Raw genomic sequence first — 16,391 nt, 5'->3', positions numbered from 1 at the left:
AATTAGCGTCCTCGCAGTCCGTCGGCCAGACGCTTACTGTTGCGAACAGAAAGCAGCGTCAGCAGCGTGCGCCAGTTCATCCGTTTGTTGCGGATCTGATAGAGGGTAAACAACTGATATTTCTTGCTGGCCCGGTCAAATTTGCCTTTGTGCTTGCGGTAAAACTGAAAGTAGCCGGAGAATTTATTCGGCGATGAGGTAATACGCATCTCGCCGTGATTCACATGCAGGATCTGCGTCGCCTCTTTGACCTTCCACGGTTTGCCATACGCCACCACCATGCGCAGGAAGATGTCGTAATCCTGCGCCGCTTTCAGCGTGGTATCGAACAGGCATGCTTTAAACCGCCATGCCCAGGTAAATACCTGATTACCAATGATGTTGCGCTTATAAAACCTGCGGCGTGAATAAACGGACTTCGGATAGAGCGGCAGACTGGTCGGCTGCGAATACACTTCGCCCTCACAGACATAGTCATTGGCATACAGAAACGCCCGTGTGACCAGTTGATGCCGATACTGCAGGAACACGCTCAGGCGGTTCGGCGTCCATTCATCATCATCATCAATCCCCGTAATGTATTGCCCGTTGGCCTGCATAATGGCCTGATTACGCACCGCACAGGCCCCGGAGTTGGTGGAATTATGTGTATACGACACGCGCGGATCGTTGAGTTCCTCAACAAACTGCTGCAACTGCTCATATGAGGAAGAGCAATCATCCACAATGATCATCTCCCAGTGAGGGTAGTCCTGGCGCAACACCGATTTAATCGCCCGAATGGCCAGCTGCTGGCGGTTCCAGGTTGGCATATAAATTGAAATTAGCGGGTTTTCTGTCGTCATTTTCGTTTCCGGATAGATACGCTTTTGTAGGCCGGATAAGGCGTTTTTGCCGCATCCGGCAGGGTTGGTGATTTATTTCGCATCCGACGTGTATTCGTATTCGTAGTAGCCGTAATCCTGATACCCGCTGGCACGACGGAAGATCGAGTTGAGGATCACCCCTTTCACCTGAATGCCATTTTGCTCGAAGCGACTCAGGCTGGTTTCCACCTCTTTCAGCGTGTTGACCGCATAACGCGCCACCATCAGCGTGGTGCCGACATGACGGCCAACAATCGCCGCATCGGTCACCGCCAGAATTGGTGGAGTGTCAATCAACACCAGGTCATAGTGCGAGCTGGCCCAGGCAATCAGTTCGCCGAAACGCTCGCTCATCAGCAGCTCGGAAGGATTGGGAGGGATTTGACCGCGAGGGATCAGATCAAAATGCGGAATCGATGTCGGTTTGGCGCTGGATGAGATATCCCCTTTGCCGATGAGGATCTCAGACAGGCCGTTGTCGTTATTGGTCCCCAGCAGTTCGTGGGTATAGCCTTTGCGCATATCGCAGTCGATCAACAGCACGCGTTTATTGGTCTGGCTGATGACTGCCGCCAGGTTGGCGCAGACAAACGTTTTGCCAATCGACGGGCTGACGCCAGTCAGCATCAATACGTTGTTACGCGCCTGCATCATGGCAAAGTGCAGGCTGGTACGCAGGCTGCGGACCGCTTCTATGGCGAGATCGGTTGGATTACCTACGGCCAACAGCTGGCTTTGCTTGTAGCGTTTCACACCTTTAATGGTCTGAACGTTATCACGTGCTTTTTGCCATTCGGACAGCGGAATACTGGCATACACGCTGATACCATGCTCTTCCAGTGCCTGCGGGCTTTCAATACCGCGATTAAACAGAGAACGCAGCAGTACGCCCACCACGGAAAGCATCAAACCGAGAATGATACTGCCGAGAATAATCAGCGCCGTTTTCGGCTTCAGCACGCCAGGCTGGGCAATCGCGGGATCGACAATGCGCACATCGCCAACCGTACTGGCCTCGGTAATCTTCAGTTCCTGTTGCTTGTTCAGCAACTGCATATAGACCTGCTGACCGGACTCCACATCACGCGTCAGACGAACAATTTCCTGCTGCGTTTTCGGCATCGCCGTTACGCGCCCGTTCAGCTTACTTTTCTCATCTTCCAGCGCCTGGCGTTTTTCCAGCAGCGTGCGGTACGCCGGATGCGCTTTGGTGAACAGCTTGGAAATCTCCGCTTCTTTGAAGGTCAGTTCATTCAACTGCGCATCGATATTCACCATCGAATCCAGCACCGCTTTGGCTTCCAGCGGCAAATCCACGGAGTCTTTATCCTGACGAAAGGCGTTCAGCTTGTTTTCAGCAACGTCCAGCCGATTACGCACCTCAGGCAGTTGCTTTGCCAGAAACGCCAGACTTTTGGCGGCCTCTTCGGATTTACGTTCCACATTTTGTTGCAGATAGTTGCGGGTAATACTGTCGAGGATCTGGCGGATTTGCTCGCGGTCTTCGCCGGTAAAGGTCAGGCTCAATACGCCGGTATCTTTGCCCGTTTCCGTCACCATCAGGTTATTTTGCAGGGTGTTTATCATGCCCAGCGTGGAGAATTTGCTGACGGTAAATTGGCTATCCAGGCTGGCATGAATCGCCTCAACCAGCATCGTCACGCCATCGTGTTCCAACACCTTGCCGACTTGCCCCCGGGCGCTAAAACCCCCGTCACTCACCAGTTGATAGCTTGTGTCATTCAGCACATTGAGCGTGAAGGTCTGTTCATTCATTGCCTTTGGCAGCATGAAGGTCGTCACGTTAACCGTTTCGTTCTGACGCCCCATCAGCCGATCCCAGCCCGCGCCAAAAATGGGGAACGTATCTTTGGTAACGGCGATATCAAGGTTGAGATCGTCTACCGTTTTCCCTAATACCAGTCGTGACTGAATGAGCTGAATTTCCGCTTCTGAGGCCGGAGGTTTGTTCGACAACGCCGAGCCAATATCCTGCACCAGTGAATTTCCAGTATTTTGCTCAATTTGCACCAGCGCGTCCGCACTGTAGATGGGTGTGGCGAACAGCGTGTAGACCGCGGCACACAATGCAAAAGCCGTGGTAATGCCAAGAACCCACCAGCGGGCTTCCACCACCGTTGCGACCAGACGACCAATATCGATTTCATCATTGCCCGTTACCGGCGCAGCAGACTGTTTTACTTTTTCTGTCATTGTTTTCCCTGCTCTGCGTTCAGTGCCTGAGCCCATTGGCGGGCAGACCGTTCAAGTAATGCGTACACTGCATCAAACGCATCACGGCTTTTACGATACGGATCGGGAATTTCGCGCTCGCTGTCCCAGTGCCCAAAAAGCATCACTTTGCCGCGCATCTCCGGCACCATTTCACATAGGGCAGAGATATGGCGCTTTTCCATGGTCAGGATCAGGTCATACTCCCGGCACATTCGTCCCGTGATCTGCCGGGCACAATGATTATCCAGGGACAAGTTGTGCGCCTGCGCCACGCTAATGGCGCACGGATCCGCGCCTTTCCCCACCAACGCCCCAAGACCGGCAGAAGAGACCGTTAACGCCGGATGAAATTGCCTTAACAAGCGCTCTGCCGTCGGGGAACGGCAAATGTTCCCCACACAGACAACTAAGATTTTGTTAAACATGATGATTACCAGTTGTGAAGGTCGCTGGCCGTGTCCGTCATATAGCGAACACCGCTAATAGTCGGCAGCAACTGATTGATCAAACGGTTCCAGCGAGCAACCGGCGCGGTAGTGACGTACACCACATCGTATGGCTGGAGTCGGAATGATGTTGCCATCACCAGCGACGTCGCATCGGACATATCAAGCTGATAGATATTGGCGATCTTGCCGTTGTTCCCGCCCTCGCCTTTCAATGGTCGAATAACGAAAATGCCGCTGGCGTTGGAGGTGGTCAGGTCAATACCTTCGGCATTGCCCAGCGCTTCGGTAAGCGTCATGCCGCTGAAGTCCATTTTGAGGGTGCTCTGTTTTTTCACTTCCCCCATTACGAAGACTTTCAGATCGTCATTACGCGGAACAAACAGAATGTCGCCAGGATAGAGCAGACGGTTCTGGCTCAGGTCGCCATTTTGCATCAGCGCTTGCAGTGAAATACGTTGCTCCTGCCCTTTATGAGTCAGCACAACGTTGCGCCAGTCTGCTGCCTCGGTGAGACCGCCAGCGGCGTTAATGGCATCGAGAACGGTAAGCGGCACGTTGGTGATGGCCTGCTGGCCGGATTTGTTCACCTGCCCGGAGACATAGGCCTTCTGCGAGCGGAAAGCGGCGATATTAACGTCCACCTGCGGGTCAGCAATGTACTTCGCTAAGCGCCCGGTAATATCACTACGAATCTCTGCCAACGTTTTCCCTACCACGCTGACTTTGCCGATGTAGGGGTAAAACATGGTGCCATCAGGCTGCACCCAGTTGCCGGTATCGCTTGAGCTACGGTACTGCCCGGCTGGCGTGGTGAGTTCAGGATGGTCCCAGACGGTCACATTCAGGACATCCCCCGGGCCGACCCGGTACTGATATCCGGAAATCTCCTGGTCCAGCGACATATTAGGCTGTGCAACATTTGGTCGAGGACGTAATTGTTCGACCAGCCGTGGCGTGAGTGGATAAACATTCACCATGCGATCGATATCAAAATCAGCGTCCTGCTGTTTAATCACATCTTTGCCCATCGTAGACATATTGCTGCCCGGAAGCACGGTACAACCGTTTATCAAGATCACCGATACCAATACTGGCATCAATTTAAGTTTGGATTTCATCATTGATTATTTATCACTTTGGCAGAGTATTTATCACATGCAATCTAAATAGCGACTTCGCCTGTACGTATTTACCTTGCCGTTAATTGAAATGGAATTTAACTGGCATCAGTCCTAAAAAAATGTATTCATCTGCGGTCTCTTGACAGAATAATTTAGGCTTGTTTCAGGCGACCAGACACGCTACCGCCCCTGGCTTCACTAGCTACCAATGCACTGATTAATTTAGATTTTTATCTTCTCCTTTATTTTCATCACTTTTACAGCGTTAACGCATCGGGAATGGCGTCACTGATTGATGAGGAAATATTTATCTTTTGATTATTACCGCAAGAATTGTTGCAGCTATGCGAATATCAGGCAAGATAACAAACCGCCGATACCCGGCTTTTAAGATTAATATTAAGCGTCGGGTTTATATATTTTTAGGATTTTATTGATATTGACAATATTGATATAGAAATATTCCATCTGCGATATTTCCTAAATATGTTTAGATTAATAAAATCATTTCCTGTAGTTACATTAAGGCTATTATCCTGCGTCTGTTCTGATATAACCGACAGAGAAATCCCTTCTCGCCATTGCATTTTTCGCCAGTTTTACCCATGATCGAATTGTGACAATTGTCATACAACTATGGGTATAGCATTTACTATGGAATGGATTGCCGATCCGTCAATCTGGGCCGGACTGGTCACGTTAATCGTGATCGAACTTGTTCTTGGCATTGATAATCTTGTTTTTATTGCCATCCTCGCGGAGAAATTGCCTCCTGCCCAGCGGGATAAGGCGCGTATTACCGGGCTACTGCTGGCGATGGTTATGCGCCTGCTGCTGCTGGCATCAATATCCTGGCTGGTAACGCTGACCACGCCGCTGTTCAGCATTCGCGATCTCAGCTTCAGCGCCCGCGATCTGATCATGCTGTTCGGTGGTTTCTTCCTGCTGTTTAAAGCCACTATGGAGCTCAACGAACGGCTGGAAGGGAAAGACAGCGATAACCCCACCCAGCGTAAAGGCGCTAAGTTCTGGGGGGTGGTCGCGCAGATCGTGGTGCTGGATGCCATCTTCTCTCTGGATTCCGTCATTACCGCTGTTGGCATGGTCGATCACCTGGCGGTGATGATGGCGGCAGTCATTATTGCCATCAGCCTGATGTTGCTGGCCAGCAAGTCGCTGACGCGCTTTGTTAACAGCCATCCAACTATTGTTATTCTGTGTCTGAGCTTCCTGCTGATGATTGGTTTCAGTCTGGTGGCCGAAGGGTTTGGTTTCCATATCCCGAAAGGTTACCTGTACGCGGCCATCGGCTTCTCGGTCATGATCGAAGCATTGAACCAGTTGGCTATTTTTAACCGTCGTCGCTTCCTCTCAGCCAACCATACTCTGCGCCAGCGCACCGCCGAGGCGGTAATGCGACTGCTGAGCGGGCAAAAAGAAGATGCTGAACTGGATGCCGAAACCGCGGCGATGCTGGCGGATCATCATGAAGGTCAAATTTTTGCGCCTCAGGAGCGGCGGATGATTGAACGTGTGCTGAACTTCAATCAGCGTACCGTCAGCAGTATCATGACCTCGCGCCACGATATTGAACATATCGACCTCAATGCGCCCGAAGCAGAAATCCGCGCCTTACTGGAAAAAAACCAGCATATGCGTCTGGTGGTCACTGGCGAAGACGAGCAGGAGGAACTGCTGGGCGTGGTGCATGTCATCGATTTGCTGCAACAGTCTCTGCGCGGCGAGCCGCTCGACCTGCGCGTATTGATTCGCCAGCCGCTGGTGTTCCCAGAAACTCTGCCGCTGCTTCCTGCGCTTGAGCAGTTCCGTAATGCCCGCACGCATTTCGCGTTTGTAGCCGATGAATTTGGTTCCGTCGAAGGGATTGTGACGCTGAGTGATGTGATGGAAACCATCGCCGGCAATCTGCCAAACGAGGTAGAGGAAATCGACGCCCGCCATGATATTCAGAAAAACGCCGATGGTTCGTGGACCGCTAACGGACATATGCCGCTGGAAGACCTGGTGCAGTACGTCCCTATCCCGTTAGACGAAAAGCGTGAGTATCACACCATTGCCGGGCTGTTAATGGAGTATTTGCAGCGCATCCCGAAAACCGGGGAGGAAGTCCAGGTTGGCGACTATCGGCTAAAAACCCTGCAGGTGGAAAATCATCGCGTGCAAAAGGTCCAGCTGATACCGCTACACGGAGAAGAAGAGATGGATTACGAGGTGTAAGTCACGAGCCGGATGGGGCATTAGCCACCATCCGGCAATATGAATCAGAGCTTATCCAGCAACTTTTTAACATCTTTGCCGTTGCGGGAATCTTTATTGCGATCTGCCCAGTCATTCAGACGACGTTTTGCTTCATCCTGCAGATGCTTACGCAAAAGCTGATCAACTTGCAGACTGTAGTTCAGTGATTGCCACTGGCCATAGACCCTGAGAGGAACTGGGGTGGCCTTCAGGAAACTAATCAACTTACTTTCGCCATCCCAACCGCCCAGCACGCGAATGTTAAACAGCGTGTCGCAATTCTGCTTCACCAGATCTAACGTTCCTTTGCCGGTTAGCGCCAACATCGCGGACTCCCCTGCCATGTTATCCAGCGTCACCTCTCCGTTATCCAGCGTCATATCGGTTACAAAATGATCCAACCGGGTCACGTTATCGAGGTTTTGCTGAGATTTAACATCCCCACCGCTGCGTTCTACAGCCTGTTGAATCATCTGCTGGAAGTTCATCCCTTCCATTCGCGTATCGTTCATTTCGACATGGGCCTGCCCTTGCCAGCTATGGCGAAACGCCCGGGCATCAATATCTGAGCCGGAAAAATCCCCTGCCAGCGACAGCTTGCCGGTGAGTGCGATGGGGTAATCAAAGGCCTTCAAAATAGTGCCAATTTCCACACCTTCCAGGCGCGGATGAAAGACCGCTCGCGGTTCTCCCTTTCTGGCATCCAGCGTGCCGGGCAGTGAGATCAGCCCGCCATCACTTTTTCCCTGCAACTGCGCAATGTTCAGTAAGCCGAACCGGTTGTCTATTTTTGCCGAGACATTCTCAAACGCCATTTTTCGCCACAGCACTTTGTCAGCCTGCAAAGCGATGTCTGCCGAAAAACCCTTGAGTCCCTGATACGAAACGGCATCAACCTGGGAAGCAATGACGGGGCGCGCCAGCGTTGACTGACTCTGACCTTGCTGAACGTCACCTTTTGCTGTCGCCGCTGCGTCATGTTGTACGAGCAGGTTATCCAGATTGAGCTGACCAAATTTTAAGTCGACAGCCCATTCCGGTTTTTCCAACAAGGCCACATGTGCTTGCCCAGAGAAAGAAGAGTCATTAGCGGTCAAATTTATCTGGCTAAACGAAAGCTGTTTTTTCTCTTCCAGCCATTGCGCTTGAAGATGTCCCTGACCGTTGATTCCCTGCGGCGGCAGATCGGCCCCCTGCAGTTGCCAGCTTAACTGCGCAATATTCGCAGATAAGTTGTGCGGATAATCGGAGGCATCGACCGTGCCGTTAAAGGATAACGCGAGATCGCGCTGATCGCGGTTCACACGCCCGGAAAAATCAAACGTGCCGCGGTGCTGGCTATCTTGTTCCATCTCCAGACGAATATCACGAACGGTAACTTGTTCGTCGTCTTCATGCTGGAATACCAGAACACTGTCGGCAACCCGCAAACGGGCGATATCAAACGACCACCCTTTGTCTTCCGCCAGATCGGGCAACATATTGTCTTTTGGGGCAACGGGCGCATCTTTACCGCGCACCGCCTCAGTTTGCGGGGTCAGTTGAATCACTGCGCCTTTGAGCATCACCTGCTTCACGCTGAGCTGGTGGCTCAACAGCGGCCATAACGCAACGTCAAGGCGCATATTGTCGGCACGAACCAGAGGTTCGCTGGCACCTTCAGCCGTTAACACCACTCGCCCTGAGAGGATACTCAGTTGCGGCCATACGTGCCAACGCAGGGGGCCATCCAACTGCAGCTGATATCCGCTACGTGCGGCAACCTGCTTGACCATATACGCGCGGAAATCATTCGGATTCACCAACAGTACTAACGCAGAAAAGCCGGCCACCAGCACGACCAGAAGAATCATCAGCGTCGTCAGAAATCGTCTCATGCTATCCCCAATGGACTGAAAAACACTCAGTCTTTATCGATCCGGCTGGCAACGGCGCCCTGCTGGTCGCGATACTTCGCATCCTGACGACGGTTGTATGGTCGCGCTGCCGGACCAGAAAGCGGTTCGAAACTTAACGCGCCAATCGGCATGCCCGGACGCAAAGCCAGGGGTAATTTTCCGGAGTTGTAAAACTCCAGTACGATACAGCCAGACCAGCCCGGATCGATACGGTGTGCGGTGACGTGTACCATCAGTCCCAGACGAGCCAGCGAAGAACGGCCATCTAACCAACCGACGAGATCGGAAGGCAGCGTCACAGATTCAAATGTTACTGCCAGCGCAAGCTCACCCGGATGCAAGAAGAATGCCTCGCCGTCCTTGAGGACGATTTCATCACTCATCACGCGATCCAGCGCGGCGCTGACTTCATCTTTCGGTCCGCTCAAATCGATATACGCCGCTGTATGACCGCGGAACGTACGGAATTTGTTGCCAAGACGCACATCTACCGTGGCGCCATTGATTCGCTCGACAGGAGGGCGTGGAGTGATCGACAGGCGACCTTCATCCAACCAGGCTTCAATATCTCGGTCACATAAACGCATGGCACTTTCTCCTTTCGTGCTTCAAACCCTTAATGCCAGGTGCGTTAAGGGTGAACCAGGTTATCACTGAACGGTACACAATTCGCTGAACTTATTCAAAGAACTGACTGATTTTAGCCTTCAGAATATCGATGGCGATGCGGTTTTTACCCCCGCGCGGCACAATGATGTCGGCGTATTGTTTTGAAGGCTCAATAAATTGCAGGAACATTGGGCGGACGGTTTTCTGGTATTGCGCCATCACCGAATCCATTGAACGACCACGTTCATTCACATCGCGCTTGATACGGCGCATCAGACAAATATCCAGCGGCGTATCAACAAAAATAGAAAAGTTCATCTCATCGCGCAAACGCGCATCCGTCAGCAGCAAAATGCCTTCCAGGATGATGACTTTCTTCGGTTCGATATGAATAGTGTCTTGCGTACGCGTGTGCTCAACATAGCTATAAACCGGCAGCTCAATGGCAGAGCCGCGTTTCAGCGTTTGCAGATGTTGAAACAGCAGGCTGTGGTCCATCGCGTTCGGATGGTCGTAGTTGGTTTTTACGCGTTCTTCCATCGACAGATGGCTTTGATCTTTGTAATAGCTGTCTTCGGGAATAACGCCAATATGTTCGTCACCGACTTGTTCACGCAATTCGCGATAAAGAGTACTGGCAATAAGGCTCTTGCCGGAAGCCGACGCGCCGGCAATGCCGATAATGACGCACTGATGGGACTGATCAGTCATAAATTTAGCGACCTGATTAACCTGGATGTAAGGAAGGGCGGCGCCGAAACGCCAAACGCGGCAATTATAGGGATTTCAGCGGCGCGATGCCACCCCAGGCTGCACCAATGCTGTCCCTGTCGCAAATTAAAATGGTCAGATTTAGAACAGCCGCTATATTTATTCACCTGCCTTAGGAATTAATAGCTTGGGAGTGTTAATTTATGAGCAGCTGGCGTATAAATTGTAAATTGTTTGTACTAGCATGATCCCAGATTAAATGTGATGCGTTCGGCATCTCTGCTGGGCGACAACGGCTATTTGGGTAGAGTGGTAATGAGTAAACAATCCCAACATGTTTTAGTTACCTTACCCCATCCTCTACTGCGCCTGGCCAGTTTAGGTCTGGTGGCTTTCATCTTTACGTTGTTTTCGCTGGAACTGTCACGTTACGGCGCACAGCTTGCACCGCTGTGGTTTCCAACCTCTATCATGATGGTGGCTTTTTACCGTCACGCGGGAAAGATGTGGCCAGGGATCGCGCTGGCTTGCTCATTCGGTAGCATCGGCGCCTCTTTACTTTTTTTCCCCGGACAGTCGCTTAATTTCTCCTATACGGTCATTAACATTATTGAGGCTGTTGTTGGCGCAATGTTATTGCGTAAACTGCTGCCCTGGTACAATCCCTTACAAAATTTGAATGACTGGGCGCGCCTGGCATTTGGTAGCGCGGTTGTTCCGCCACTGTTGGGCGGCATATTGATGTGGTTGTTGCTGCCGAAGGACACGTCATTAAATACCTTTCTCATTTGGGTACTGTCAGAATCCATTGGCGCACTGGCGTTGGTGCCGTTAGGTTTACTGTTTAAACCACATTACCTGTTGCGCCATCGCGACCCGCGATTATTGCTTGAGACCCTGATTACCCTGCTGGTGACCTTAACGCTCAGTTGGCTGTCCATGATGTACATTCCATGGCCATTTACCTGCGTTATTGTCCTGCTGATGTGGAGCGCTGTCCGTCTGCCGCGTATGGAGGCGTTTTTAATATTCCTCAGCACCGTGATGATGGTTTCGCTGATGCTGGCTGCCGACCCTTCGCTGCTTTACACCCCGAAACCGAACATGATGACGGACATCCCCTGGTTGCCGTTTTTGATGATCCTGTTGCCCGCTAATATGATGACCATGGTGATGTACGCGTTTCGAGCCGAACGCAAGCACATTTCAGAAAGCGAGTCACGCTTTCGTAACGCCATGGAATATTCCGCGATTGGCATGGCTTTAGTCGGTACCGAGGGGCAATGGTTACAGGCCAATAAAGCCTTGTGCCAGTTTCTGGGCTATAGCCAGGAGGAGTTACGTTCACTGACCTTCCAGCAATTGACCTGGCCGGAAGATTTGAACAACGACATTGAACAGCTGAACATGCTGGCACGCGGAGAGATTAATAGCTATTCCATGGAAAAACGCTATTACACCCGCGCAGGCGACGTCGTCTGGGCGTTGCTGGCGGTTTCGTTAGTGCGTCATAGCGACAATACCCCACTCTACTTTATTGCGCAGGTTGAGGACATTAACGACCTGAAGCATACCGAATGGATCAACAAACGGTTGATGGAGCGCATCACCCTCGCCAATGAAGCCGGGGGGATTGGGATTTGGGAATGGGAACTCCAGCCTGACGTGATCAGCTGGGATAAACGGATGTTCGATCTCTACGAAGTTCCTGCGCATATCAAGCCCAGTTGGCAAGTCTGGTATGAGTGCGTGGTACCCGAAGATCGTGAGTACGCCGAAAATGTGATTCGTGATTCACTGGCCGCACGGGCTCCGTTTAAGCTTGAGTTTCGTATCGCGGTAAAAGATGGCATACGCCATATCCGTTCGTTGGCCAACCGGGTACTGAATAAAGACGGTGAAGTTGAACGCTTGCTTGGTATCAATATGGATATGACCGAAGTCAAGCAGCTTAACGAAGCGCTGTATCAGGAAAAAGAGCGCCTGCACATTACGCTGGATTCAATCGGCGAAGCGGTGATTTGTATTGATGTCGATATGAACGTGACCTTTATGAATCCGGTCGCTGAGAAAATGAGCGGCTGGCAGCAGGACAGTGCCATCGGCATTCCGCTATTGACGGTACTACATATTACTTTTGGCGAGAACGGTCCGCTGATGGAAAATATCTACAGTGCTGACATGTCGCGTACGGCAATCGAACAGGAAGTGGTCCTGCATTGCCGTAACGGCAACAGTTATGACATTCAGTACAGCATCACGTCTCTCAGCACCCTCGACGGCGGCAGCATTGGCTCGGTGTTGGTTATTCAGGACGTCACAGAGTCACGGAAGATGCTCCGCCAGCTTAGCTACAGCGCCTCGCATGATGACCTGACGCAGTTGGCAAACCGGGTCAGTTTCGAAAACCATCTAAAACAATTGCTGCATTCGGTACACAATACGCACCAGCGTCATGTGCTGGTTTTTATCGATTTGGATCGTTTTAAAGCGGTGAACGACAGCGCGGGTCATGCCGCTGGCGATGCCCTGCTGCGTGAACTCTCAGCACTTATGCTCAGCATGTTGCGATCCAGCGATATGCTGGCGCGCCTGGGCGGCGACGAGTTTGGTCTGTTGCTACCGGATTGTAATATTGAAAGCGCCCGCTTTATTTCAGGTCGCGTCATCAGCGCCATTAATGATTACCACTTCATGTGGGAAGGCCGCTTACACCGTATTGGCGCCAGCGCAGGGATTACGCTCATTGATGAGAAAAACCATGTCGCGACCGATGTGATGTCTCAGGCCGATATTGCCTGTTATGCGGCGAAAAACAGTGGGCGTGGACGCGTCTGCGTTTATGAACCGCAGCAAAGCCAGGGTCATGACGCGTGTAGTCAACTGACATTGGATGAGCAAAGACACACCATTATGCACAACCCAATGCTGATGATCGCCAGAGGTGTGGCTTCCCCACGTATACCGGAGACGTTTAGCTTCTGGCTTCTCTCGCTTCGCTTAGGCACCGCTGAAGGTGAAGCCATTGAGGAGCAAGCCTTCCGCGCCGGGCTGGTCGATCCCGCGTTAAGCAAGGCGCTTGACCGTCGGGTATTTAGCGATTTCTTCCAGAATGCTGCCCCAGCCGTCGCCAACAAGGGTCTCAGTATTGCCCTGCCCCTTTCCGCCGCCGGCCTGCTCAACACAGAACTTATCGATGAGCTGCTGGAGCACTTGCAACACAGTCCACTACCGCCGCGATTGCTGCATCTGACCGTTCCGGCAAGCGTCATCAAAACCAACCCAACGCAGGCGATATCCGCCCTGCATCGACTGCGTCAGTACGGTTGTCGAATTGTGTTAAGTCAGGTTGGTCGCGATTTAGAGCTTTTTGACAACCTGAAATATCACATTGTCGATTACCTGTTGCTCGACAGCGAGCTAAGTGCCAGCGCTCCCGGCAACCTGATCGACGAAATGTGGGTGTCCATTATCCAGGGTCATGCCCAGCGCCTGGACATAAAAACTATCGCCGGCCCGGTGCAGTTGCCACTCATCATGGATACGCTTTCTGGCATCGGTATTGATATGATTTATGGCGATATTATTGCCGACGCCCAACCGCTGGATCTGCTACTGAATACCAGTAATTTCGCCATCAACTGACGGCTGCCAGCCATCCGTATACCAGATATGCAACAGCGCATAGGAGCGCCAGGGTTTCCAGCGCTCTGCATACCGTCGGATCTGGGCCGGTGTCATGCCGGGAAAACGCTGCTTAATCAGATAATCATCCGGCAGAAAAACGTCCTTCGCCTGCCAGCCGCGCAGTGCAAAGTAGTTGGCGGTCCAGCGTCCTATCCCGGGAAACGTTTGTAGCTGCTTAACGCCTTGTTCGATATCGGTAGGGGCTGTTGTCGCGAGCGCTCCCTCAAGCATTGCGCGAGCCAGATGAATCAACGCTTCAGCGCGTTTGAGCGGCATTCCTAACGCTTTCAGGTGCAGCGGATCGGCATTGGCAAGCGCTTCCGGCGTAGGAAAACACACATACTCGGGTGCATCCTCCAGCGCTTCCCCGTAAGCATGCGCCACTTTCGCCGTCAGTTTCGCGGCCATCAATACGCTGACTAACTGCCCTAAAATCGCCCGCACCCCTTGCTCAAACGCATCGACACATCCCGGTAGGCGCAGTCCAGGACGCGCCGCACCGAGGCTACCCAGCGCGGCGATAATTTGCTGCGGGCAACAGCCAAGATCGAACAAGCGCGTTATTTTTGCCAGGCACTCGGAAGCTACCGGCTGTAACCCTGTGCTCAATGTCACGTGTAGCACGTTGGCGTGCAGATCCGGGACAACGCGCACCAGACCACGATGTCCCCCTACGGACAGGCTTCTGACATAATCCAGCTTTCCTACGGTTTCGACACCTTCAACCGCACGGGCGGCAAGAAACCCCAGCATCCAGGGCCAGTCATAAGGCGGTTGCCAGCTCAGCGTGAACATTCAGTTTTCCTTTTTACGCAAACCTACAGCATAAACGGTATTCAATCAGTACGCCTTGCTTTCATATTCCAGTTGTCGGGGCGTCAACTATTCGTTAAAGTCACGCCCCTTCTTCACTGGCATGGGGATTTTTACGGTGTTTATTGGTTTTGACTACGGTACGGCAAACTGTTCAGTGGCCGTTATGCGTGACGGGCAGCCTCACCTGCTCAAAATGGAAAATAACAGCACGCTGCTACCCTCAATGTTGTGCGCACCAACGCGCGAAGCGGTTAGCGAGTGGCTGTATCGCCATCACGACATCCCAACTACGGACGATGAAACGCAGGCGCTGCTTCGCCGCGCGATGCGCTACAACCGCGAAGAAGACATCGACGTTAACGCCAACAGCGTGCAGTTCGGTCTGGCATCGCTGGGTCAGTATATTGAAGACCCGGAAGAGGTGTATTTCGTTAAATCGCCAAAATCATTTTTGGGCGCCAGCGGTCTGAAGCCGCAGCAGGTTGCGCTGTTTGAAGATCTGGTCTGTGCAATGATGCTGCACATTCGCAACCAGGCGCAAAGCCAGCTGCCGGAAGCTATCACTCAGGCCGTGATTGGTCGGCCCATCAACTTCCAGGGATTAGGTGGCGATGACGCCAACACCCAGGCGCAGGGTATTCTTGAACGTGCGGCCAAACGCGCCGGTTTTCAGGATGTCGTCTTCCAGTACGAGCCGGTAGCGGCGGGACTGGATTACGAAGCGACGCTGCAGGAAGAAAAACGCGTGCTGGTGGTAGATATTGGCGGGGGGACGACCGACTGTTCACTGCTGCTGATGGGGCCGCAATGGCATCAGCGTGCCGATCGCGAAAACAGCCTGCTGGGACACAGTGGCTGCCGCGTAGGCGGGAACGATCTGGATATCGCGCTGGCGTTTAAACACCTGATGCCGCTGCTGGGTATGGGCGGTGAGACTGAAAAAGGTATCGCCTTACCGATTCTCCCCTGGTGGAACGCGGTCGCAATCAACGACGTTCCCGCGCAAAGTGATTTCTACAGCAGCGCCAACGGTCGATTGCTCAACGATCTTGTCCGCGACGCAAGAGAAGCCGATAAAGTCGCTCTGCTGCTTAAAGTCTGGCGCGAGCGTCTGAGCTACCGCCTGGTGCGCAGCGCAGAAGAGAGCAAAATCGCACTTTCCGACCAGACAATTGTAACGGCGGCGATACCGTTTATCAGCGACACGCTGGCAACCGATATCAGTCAACACGGACTGGAAGCTGCGCTCAATCAGCCCCTGACGCGTATTCTGGAGCAGGTTCAGCTGGCGCTGGACAACGCGCAGGAAAAACCGGACGTGATTTATCTGACCGGCGGCAGCGCGCGTTCACCGCTGATTAAAAAAGCCCTCGCCCAGCAGCTTCCGGGGATCCCTATCGCGGGTGGCGATGATTTCGGTTCAGTTACCGCCGGACTGGCTCGCTGGGCTGACGTTGTTTTCCGCTAAGCCACTCGCATGGTGAAAAGTGTGCATATTGACATCATCCTTGCTGTGGCTTATTTTCAGGAGTGAGGGTTAGGGAGGGTTTCCCCTCCCCCTGGTGTCTTAGTAAGCCGGTAAGCTAATGACTAAGAGTATCACCAGTATGATGACGTACTTCATCATAACCCTTTCCTTATTTTGGCCCCTTCCTCGGGAGGGGCTTTCCCGTTCCAGCGTCCCGCTGAAATCTCTGGCTTTCCTCCTTTTTGCCTTGTCAGCACTCTATCGCACAATTG

Annotated in this window: 12 protein-coding genes; 3 read left to right on the top strand and 9 right to left on the bottom strand. The window is 52.4% G+C overall.

Going from position 1 to position 16,391, the window contains the following annotated elements; translation table 11 throughout:
* Window positions 1–2: 2 nt before the first annotated feature.
* From wcaA to OGY37_RS03810, 4 genes are all read right to left on the bottom strand, one after another.
* Window positions 3–845, bottom strand: coding sequence for a colanic acid biosynthesis glycosyltransferase WcaA (gene wcaA, locus OGY37_RS03825; RefSeq protein ID WP_000206145.1), 843 nt, complete (start codon window positions 843–845; stop codon window positions 3–5).
* Window positions 846–917: 72 nt separating this feature from the next.
* Window positions 918–3,080, bottom strand: a complete 2,163-nt coding sequence (gene wzc / locus OGY37_RS03820; protein WP_149281541.1) for a tyrosine-protein kinase Wzc — start codon at window positions 3,078–3,080, stop codon at window positions 918–920.
* Window positions 3,077–3,526 carry a low molecular weight protein-tyrosine-phosphatase Wzb gene (gene wzb / locus OGY37_RS03815; protein WP_148361772.1) on the bottom strand — a complete coding sequence of 150 codons (450 nt, stop codon included), beginning with the start codon at window positions 3,524–3,526 and terminating at the stop codon, window positions 3,077–3,079. The genes wzc and wzb overlap by 4 nt, the downstream gene beginning before the upstream one ends.
* A 5-nt stretch (window positions 3,527–3,531) precedes the next feature.
* Window positions 3,532–4,671, bottom strand: a complete 1,140-nt coding sequence (locus OGY37_RS03810; protein WP_003834266.1) for a polysaccharide export protein — start codon at window positions 4,669–4,671, stop codon at window positions 3,532–3,534.
* A gap of 654 nt (window positions 4,672–5,325) precedes the next feature.
* Here OGY37_RS03810 and OGY37_RS03805 point away from each other — a divergent pair.
* Window positions 5,326–6,909 (top strand): TerC family protein, encoded by a 1,584-nt coding sequence (locus OGY37_RS03805; RefSeq protein WP_286620130.1) that lies wholly within the window; start codon window positions 5,326–5,328, stop codon window positions 6,907–6,909.
* Between the two features lie 44 nt (window positions 6,910–6,953).
* On the opposite strand, the gene asmA is transcribed toward OGY37_RS03805, so the two are convergent.
* The 3 genes from asmA to udk form a co-directional block, all read right to left on the bottom strand.
* Complete coding sequence (gene asmA / locus OGY37_RS03800; protein WP_286620124.1) at window positions 6,954–8,807, bottom strand: outer membrane assembly protein AsmA; 1,854 nt, start codon at window positions 8,805–8,807, stop codon at window positions 6,954–6,956.
* 26 nt (window positions 8,808–8,833) lie between these two features.
* The gene (gene dcd / locus OGY37_RS03795) at window positions 8,834–9,415 is read right to left on the bottom strand and encodes a dCTP deaminase (protein WP_003834269.1); all 582 of its coding nucleotides are present in this window, start codon (window positions 9,413–9,415) and stop codon (window positions 8,834–8,836) included.
* A 91-nt stretch (window positions 9,416–9,506) separates the two neighbouring features.
* Window positions 9,507–10,148, bottom strand: coding sequence for a uridine kinase (udk, locus tag OGY37_RS03790; protein WP_003036776.1), 642 nt, complete (start codon window positions 10,146–10,148; stop codon window positions 9,507–9,509).
* 315 nt (window positions 10,149–10,463) lie between these two features.
* On the opposite strand from udk, the gene OGY37_RS03785 reads away from it, so the two are divergent.
* Window positions 10,464–13,793: a diguanylate cyclase gene (locus tag OGY37_RS03785; RefSeq protein ID WP_286620122.1), complete on the top strand. Its 3,330-nt coding sequence runs from the start codon at window positions 10,464–10,466 to the stop codon at window positions 13,791–13,793.
* Here the strand turns inward: OGY37_RS03785 and alkA are convergent.
* Window positions 13,761–14,630 carry a DNA-3-methyladenine glycosylase 2 gene (gene alkA / locus OGY37_RS03780; protein WP_003834271.1) on the bottom strand — a complete coding sequence of 290 codons (870 nt, stop codon included), beginning with the start codon at window positions 14,628–14,630 and terminating at the stop codon, window positions 13,761–13,763. The genes OGY37_RS03785 and alkA overlap by 33 nt on opposite strands.
* Before the next feature lie 136 nt (window positions 14,631–14,766).
* Between alkA and yegD the strand changes: the two genes are divergently transcribed.
* Window positions 14,767–16,119 carry a molecular chaperone gene (gene yegD / locus OGY37_RS03775; protein WP_191236160.1) on the top strand — a complete coding sequence of 451 codons (1,353 nt, stop codon included), beginning with the start codon at window positions 14,767–14,769 and terminating at the stop codon, window positions 16,117–16,119.
* A 99-nt stretch (window positions 16,120–16,218) separates the two neighbouring features.
* Here the strand turns inward: yegD and OGY37_RS03770 are convergent, their stop codons facing one another.
* Entirely contained in the window at window positions 16,219–16,278 is a 60-nt protein-coding gene (locus OGY37_RS03770) for a type I toxin-antitoxin system Ibs family toxin (protein WP_106672390.1), read from the bottom strand.
* Window positions 16,279–16,391 lie beyond the last annotated feature (113 nt).

Source organism: Citrobacter sp. Cpo030 (genome assembly GCF_030333005.1).
Lineage (GTDB): Bacteria > Pseudomonadota > Gammaproteobacteria > Enterobacterales > Enterobacteriaceae > Citrobacter > Citrobacter portucalensis.
Note: the sequence above shows the minus strand (reverse complement) of the source record. Positions and strands in the feature narration are given on the sequence as shown.

What these genes read in the sequence shown, in the direction of transcription:
- wcaA (WP_000206145.1), bottom strand. Translation starts at nt 845, where the DNA reads ATGACGACAGAAAACCCGCTAATTTCAATTTATATGCCAACCTGGAAC.
- wzc (WP_149281541.1), bottom strand. Translation starts at nt 3,080, where the DNA reads ATGACAGAAAAAGTAAAACAGTCTGCTGCGCCGGTAACGGGCAATGAT.
- wzb (WP_148361772.1), bottom strand. Translation starts at nt 3,526, where the DNA reads ATGTTTAACAAAATCTTAGTTGTCTGTGTGGGGAACATTTGCCGTTCC.
- OGY37_RS03810 (WP_003834266.1), bottom strand. Translation starts at nt 4,671, where the DNA reads ATGATGAAATCCAAACTTAAATTGATGCCAGTATTGGTATCGGTGATC.
- OGY37_RS03805 (WP_286620130.1), top strand. Translation starts at nt 5,326, where the DNA reads ATGGAATGGATTGCCGATCCGTCAATCTGGGCCGGACTGGTCACGTTA.
- asmA (WP_286620124.1), bottom strand. Translation starts at nt 8,807, where the DNA reads ATGAGACGATTTCTGACGACGCTGATGATTCTTCTGGTCGTGCTGGTG.
- dcd (WP_003834269.1), bottom strand. Translation starts at nt 9,415, where the DNA reads ATGCGTTTATGTGACCGAGATATTGAAGCCTGGTTGGATGAAGGTCGC.
- udk (WP_003036776.1), bottom strand. Translation starts at nt 10,148, where the DNA reads ATGACTGATCAGTCCCATCAGTGCGTCATTATCGGCATTGCCGGCGCG.
- OGY37_RS03785 (WP_286620122.1), top strand. Translation starts at nt 10,464, where the DNA reads ATGAGTAAACAATCCCAACATGTTTTAGTTACCTTACCCCATCCTCTA.
- alkA (WP_003834271.1), bottom strand. Translation starts at nt 14,630, where the DNA reads ATGTTCACGCTGAGCTGGCAACCGCCTTATGACTGGCCCTGGATGCTG.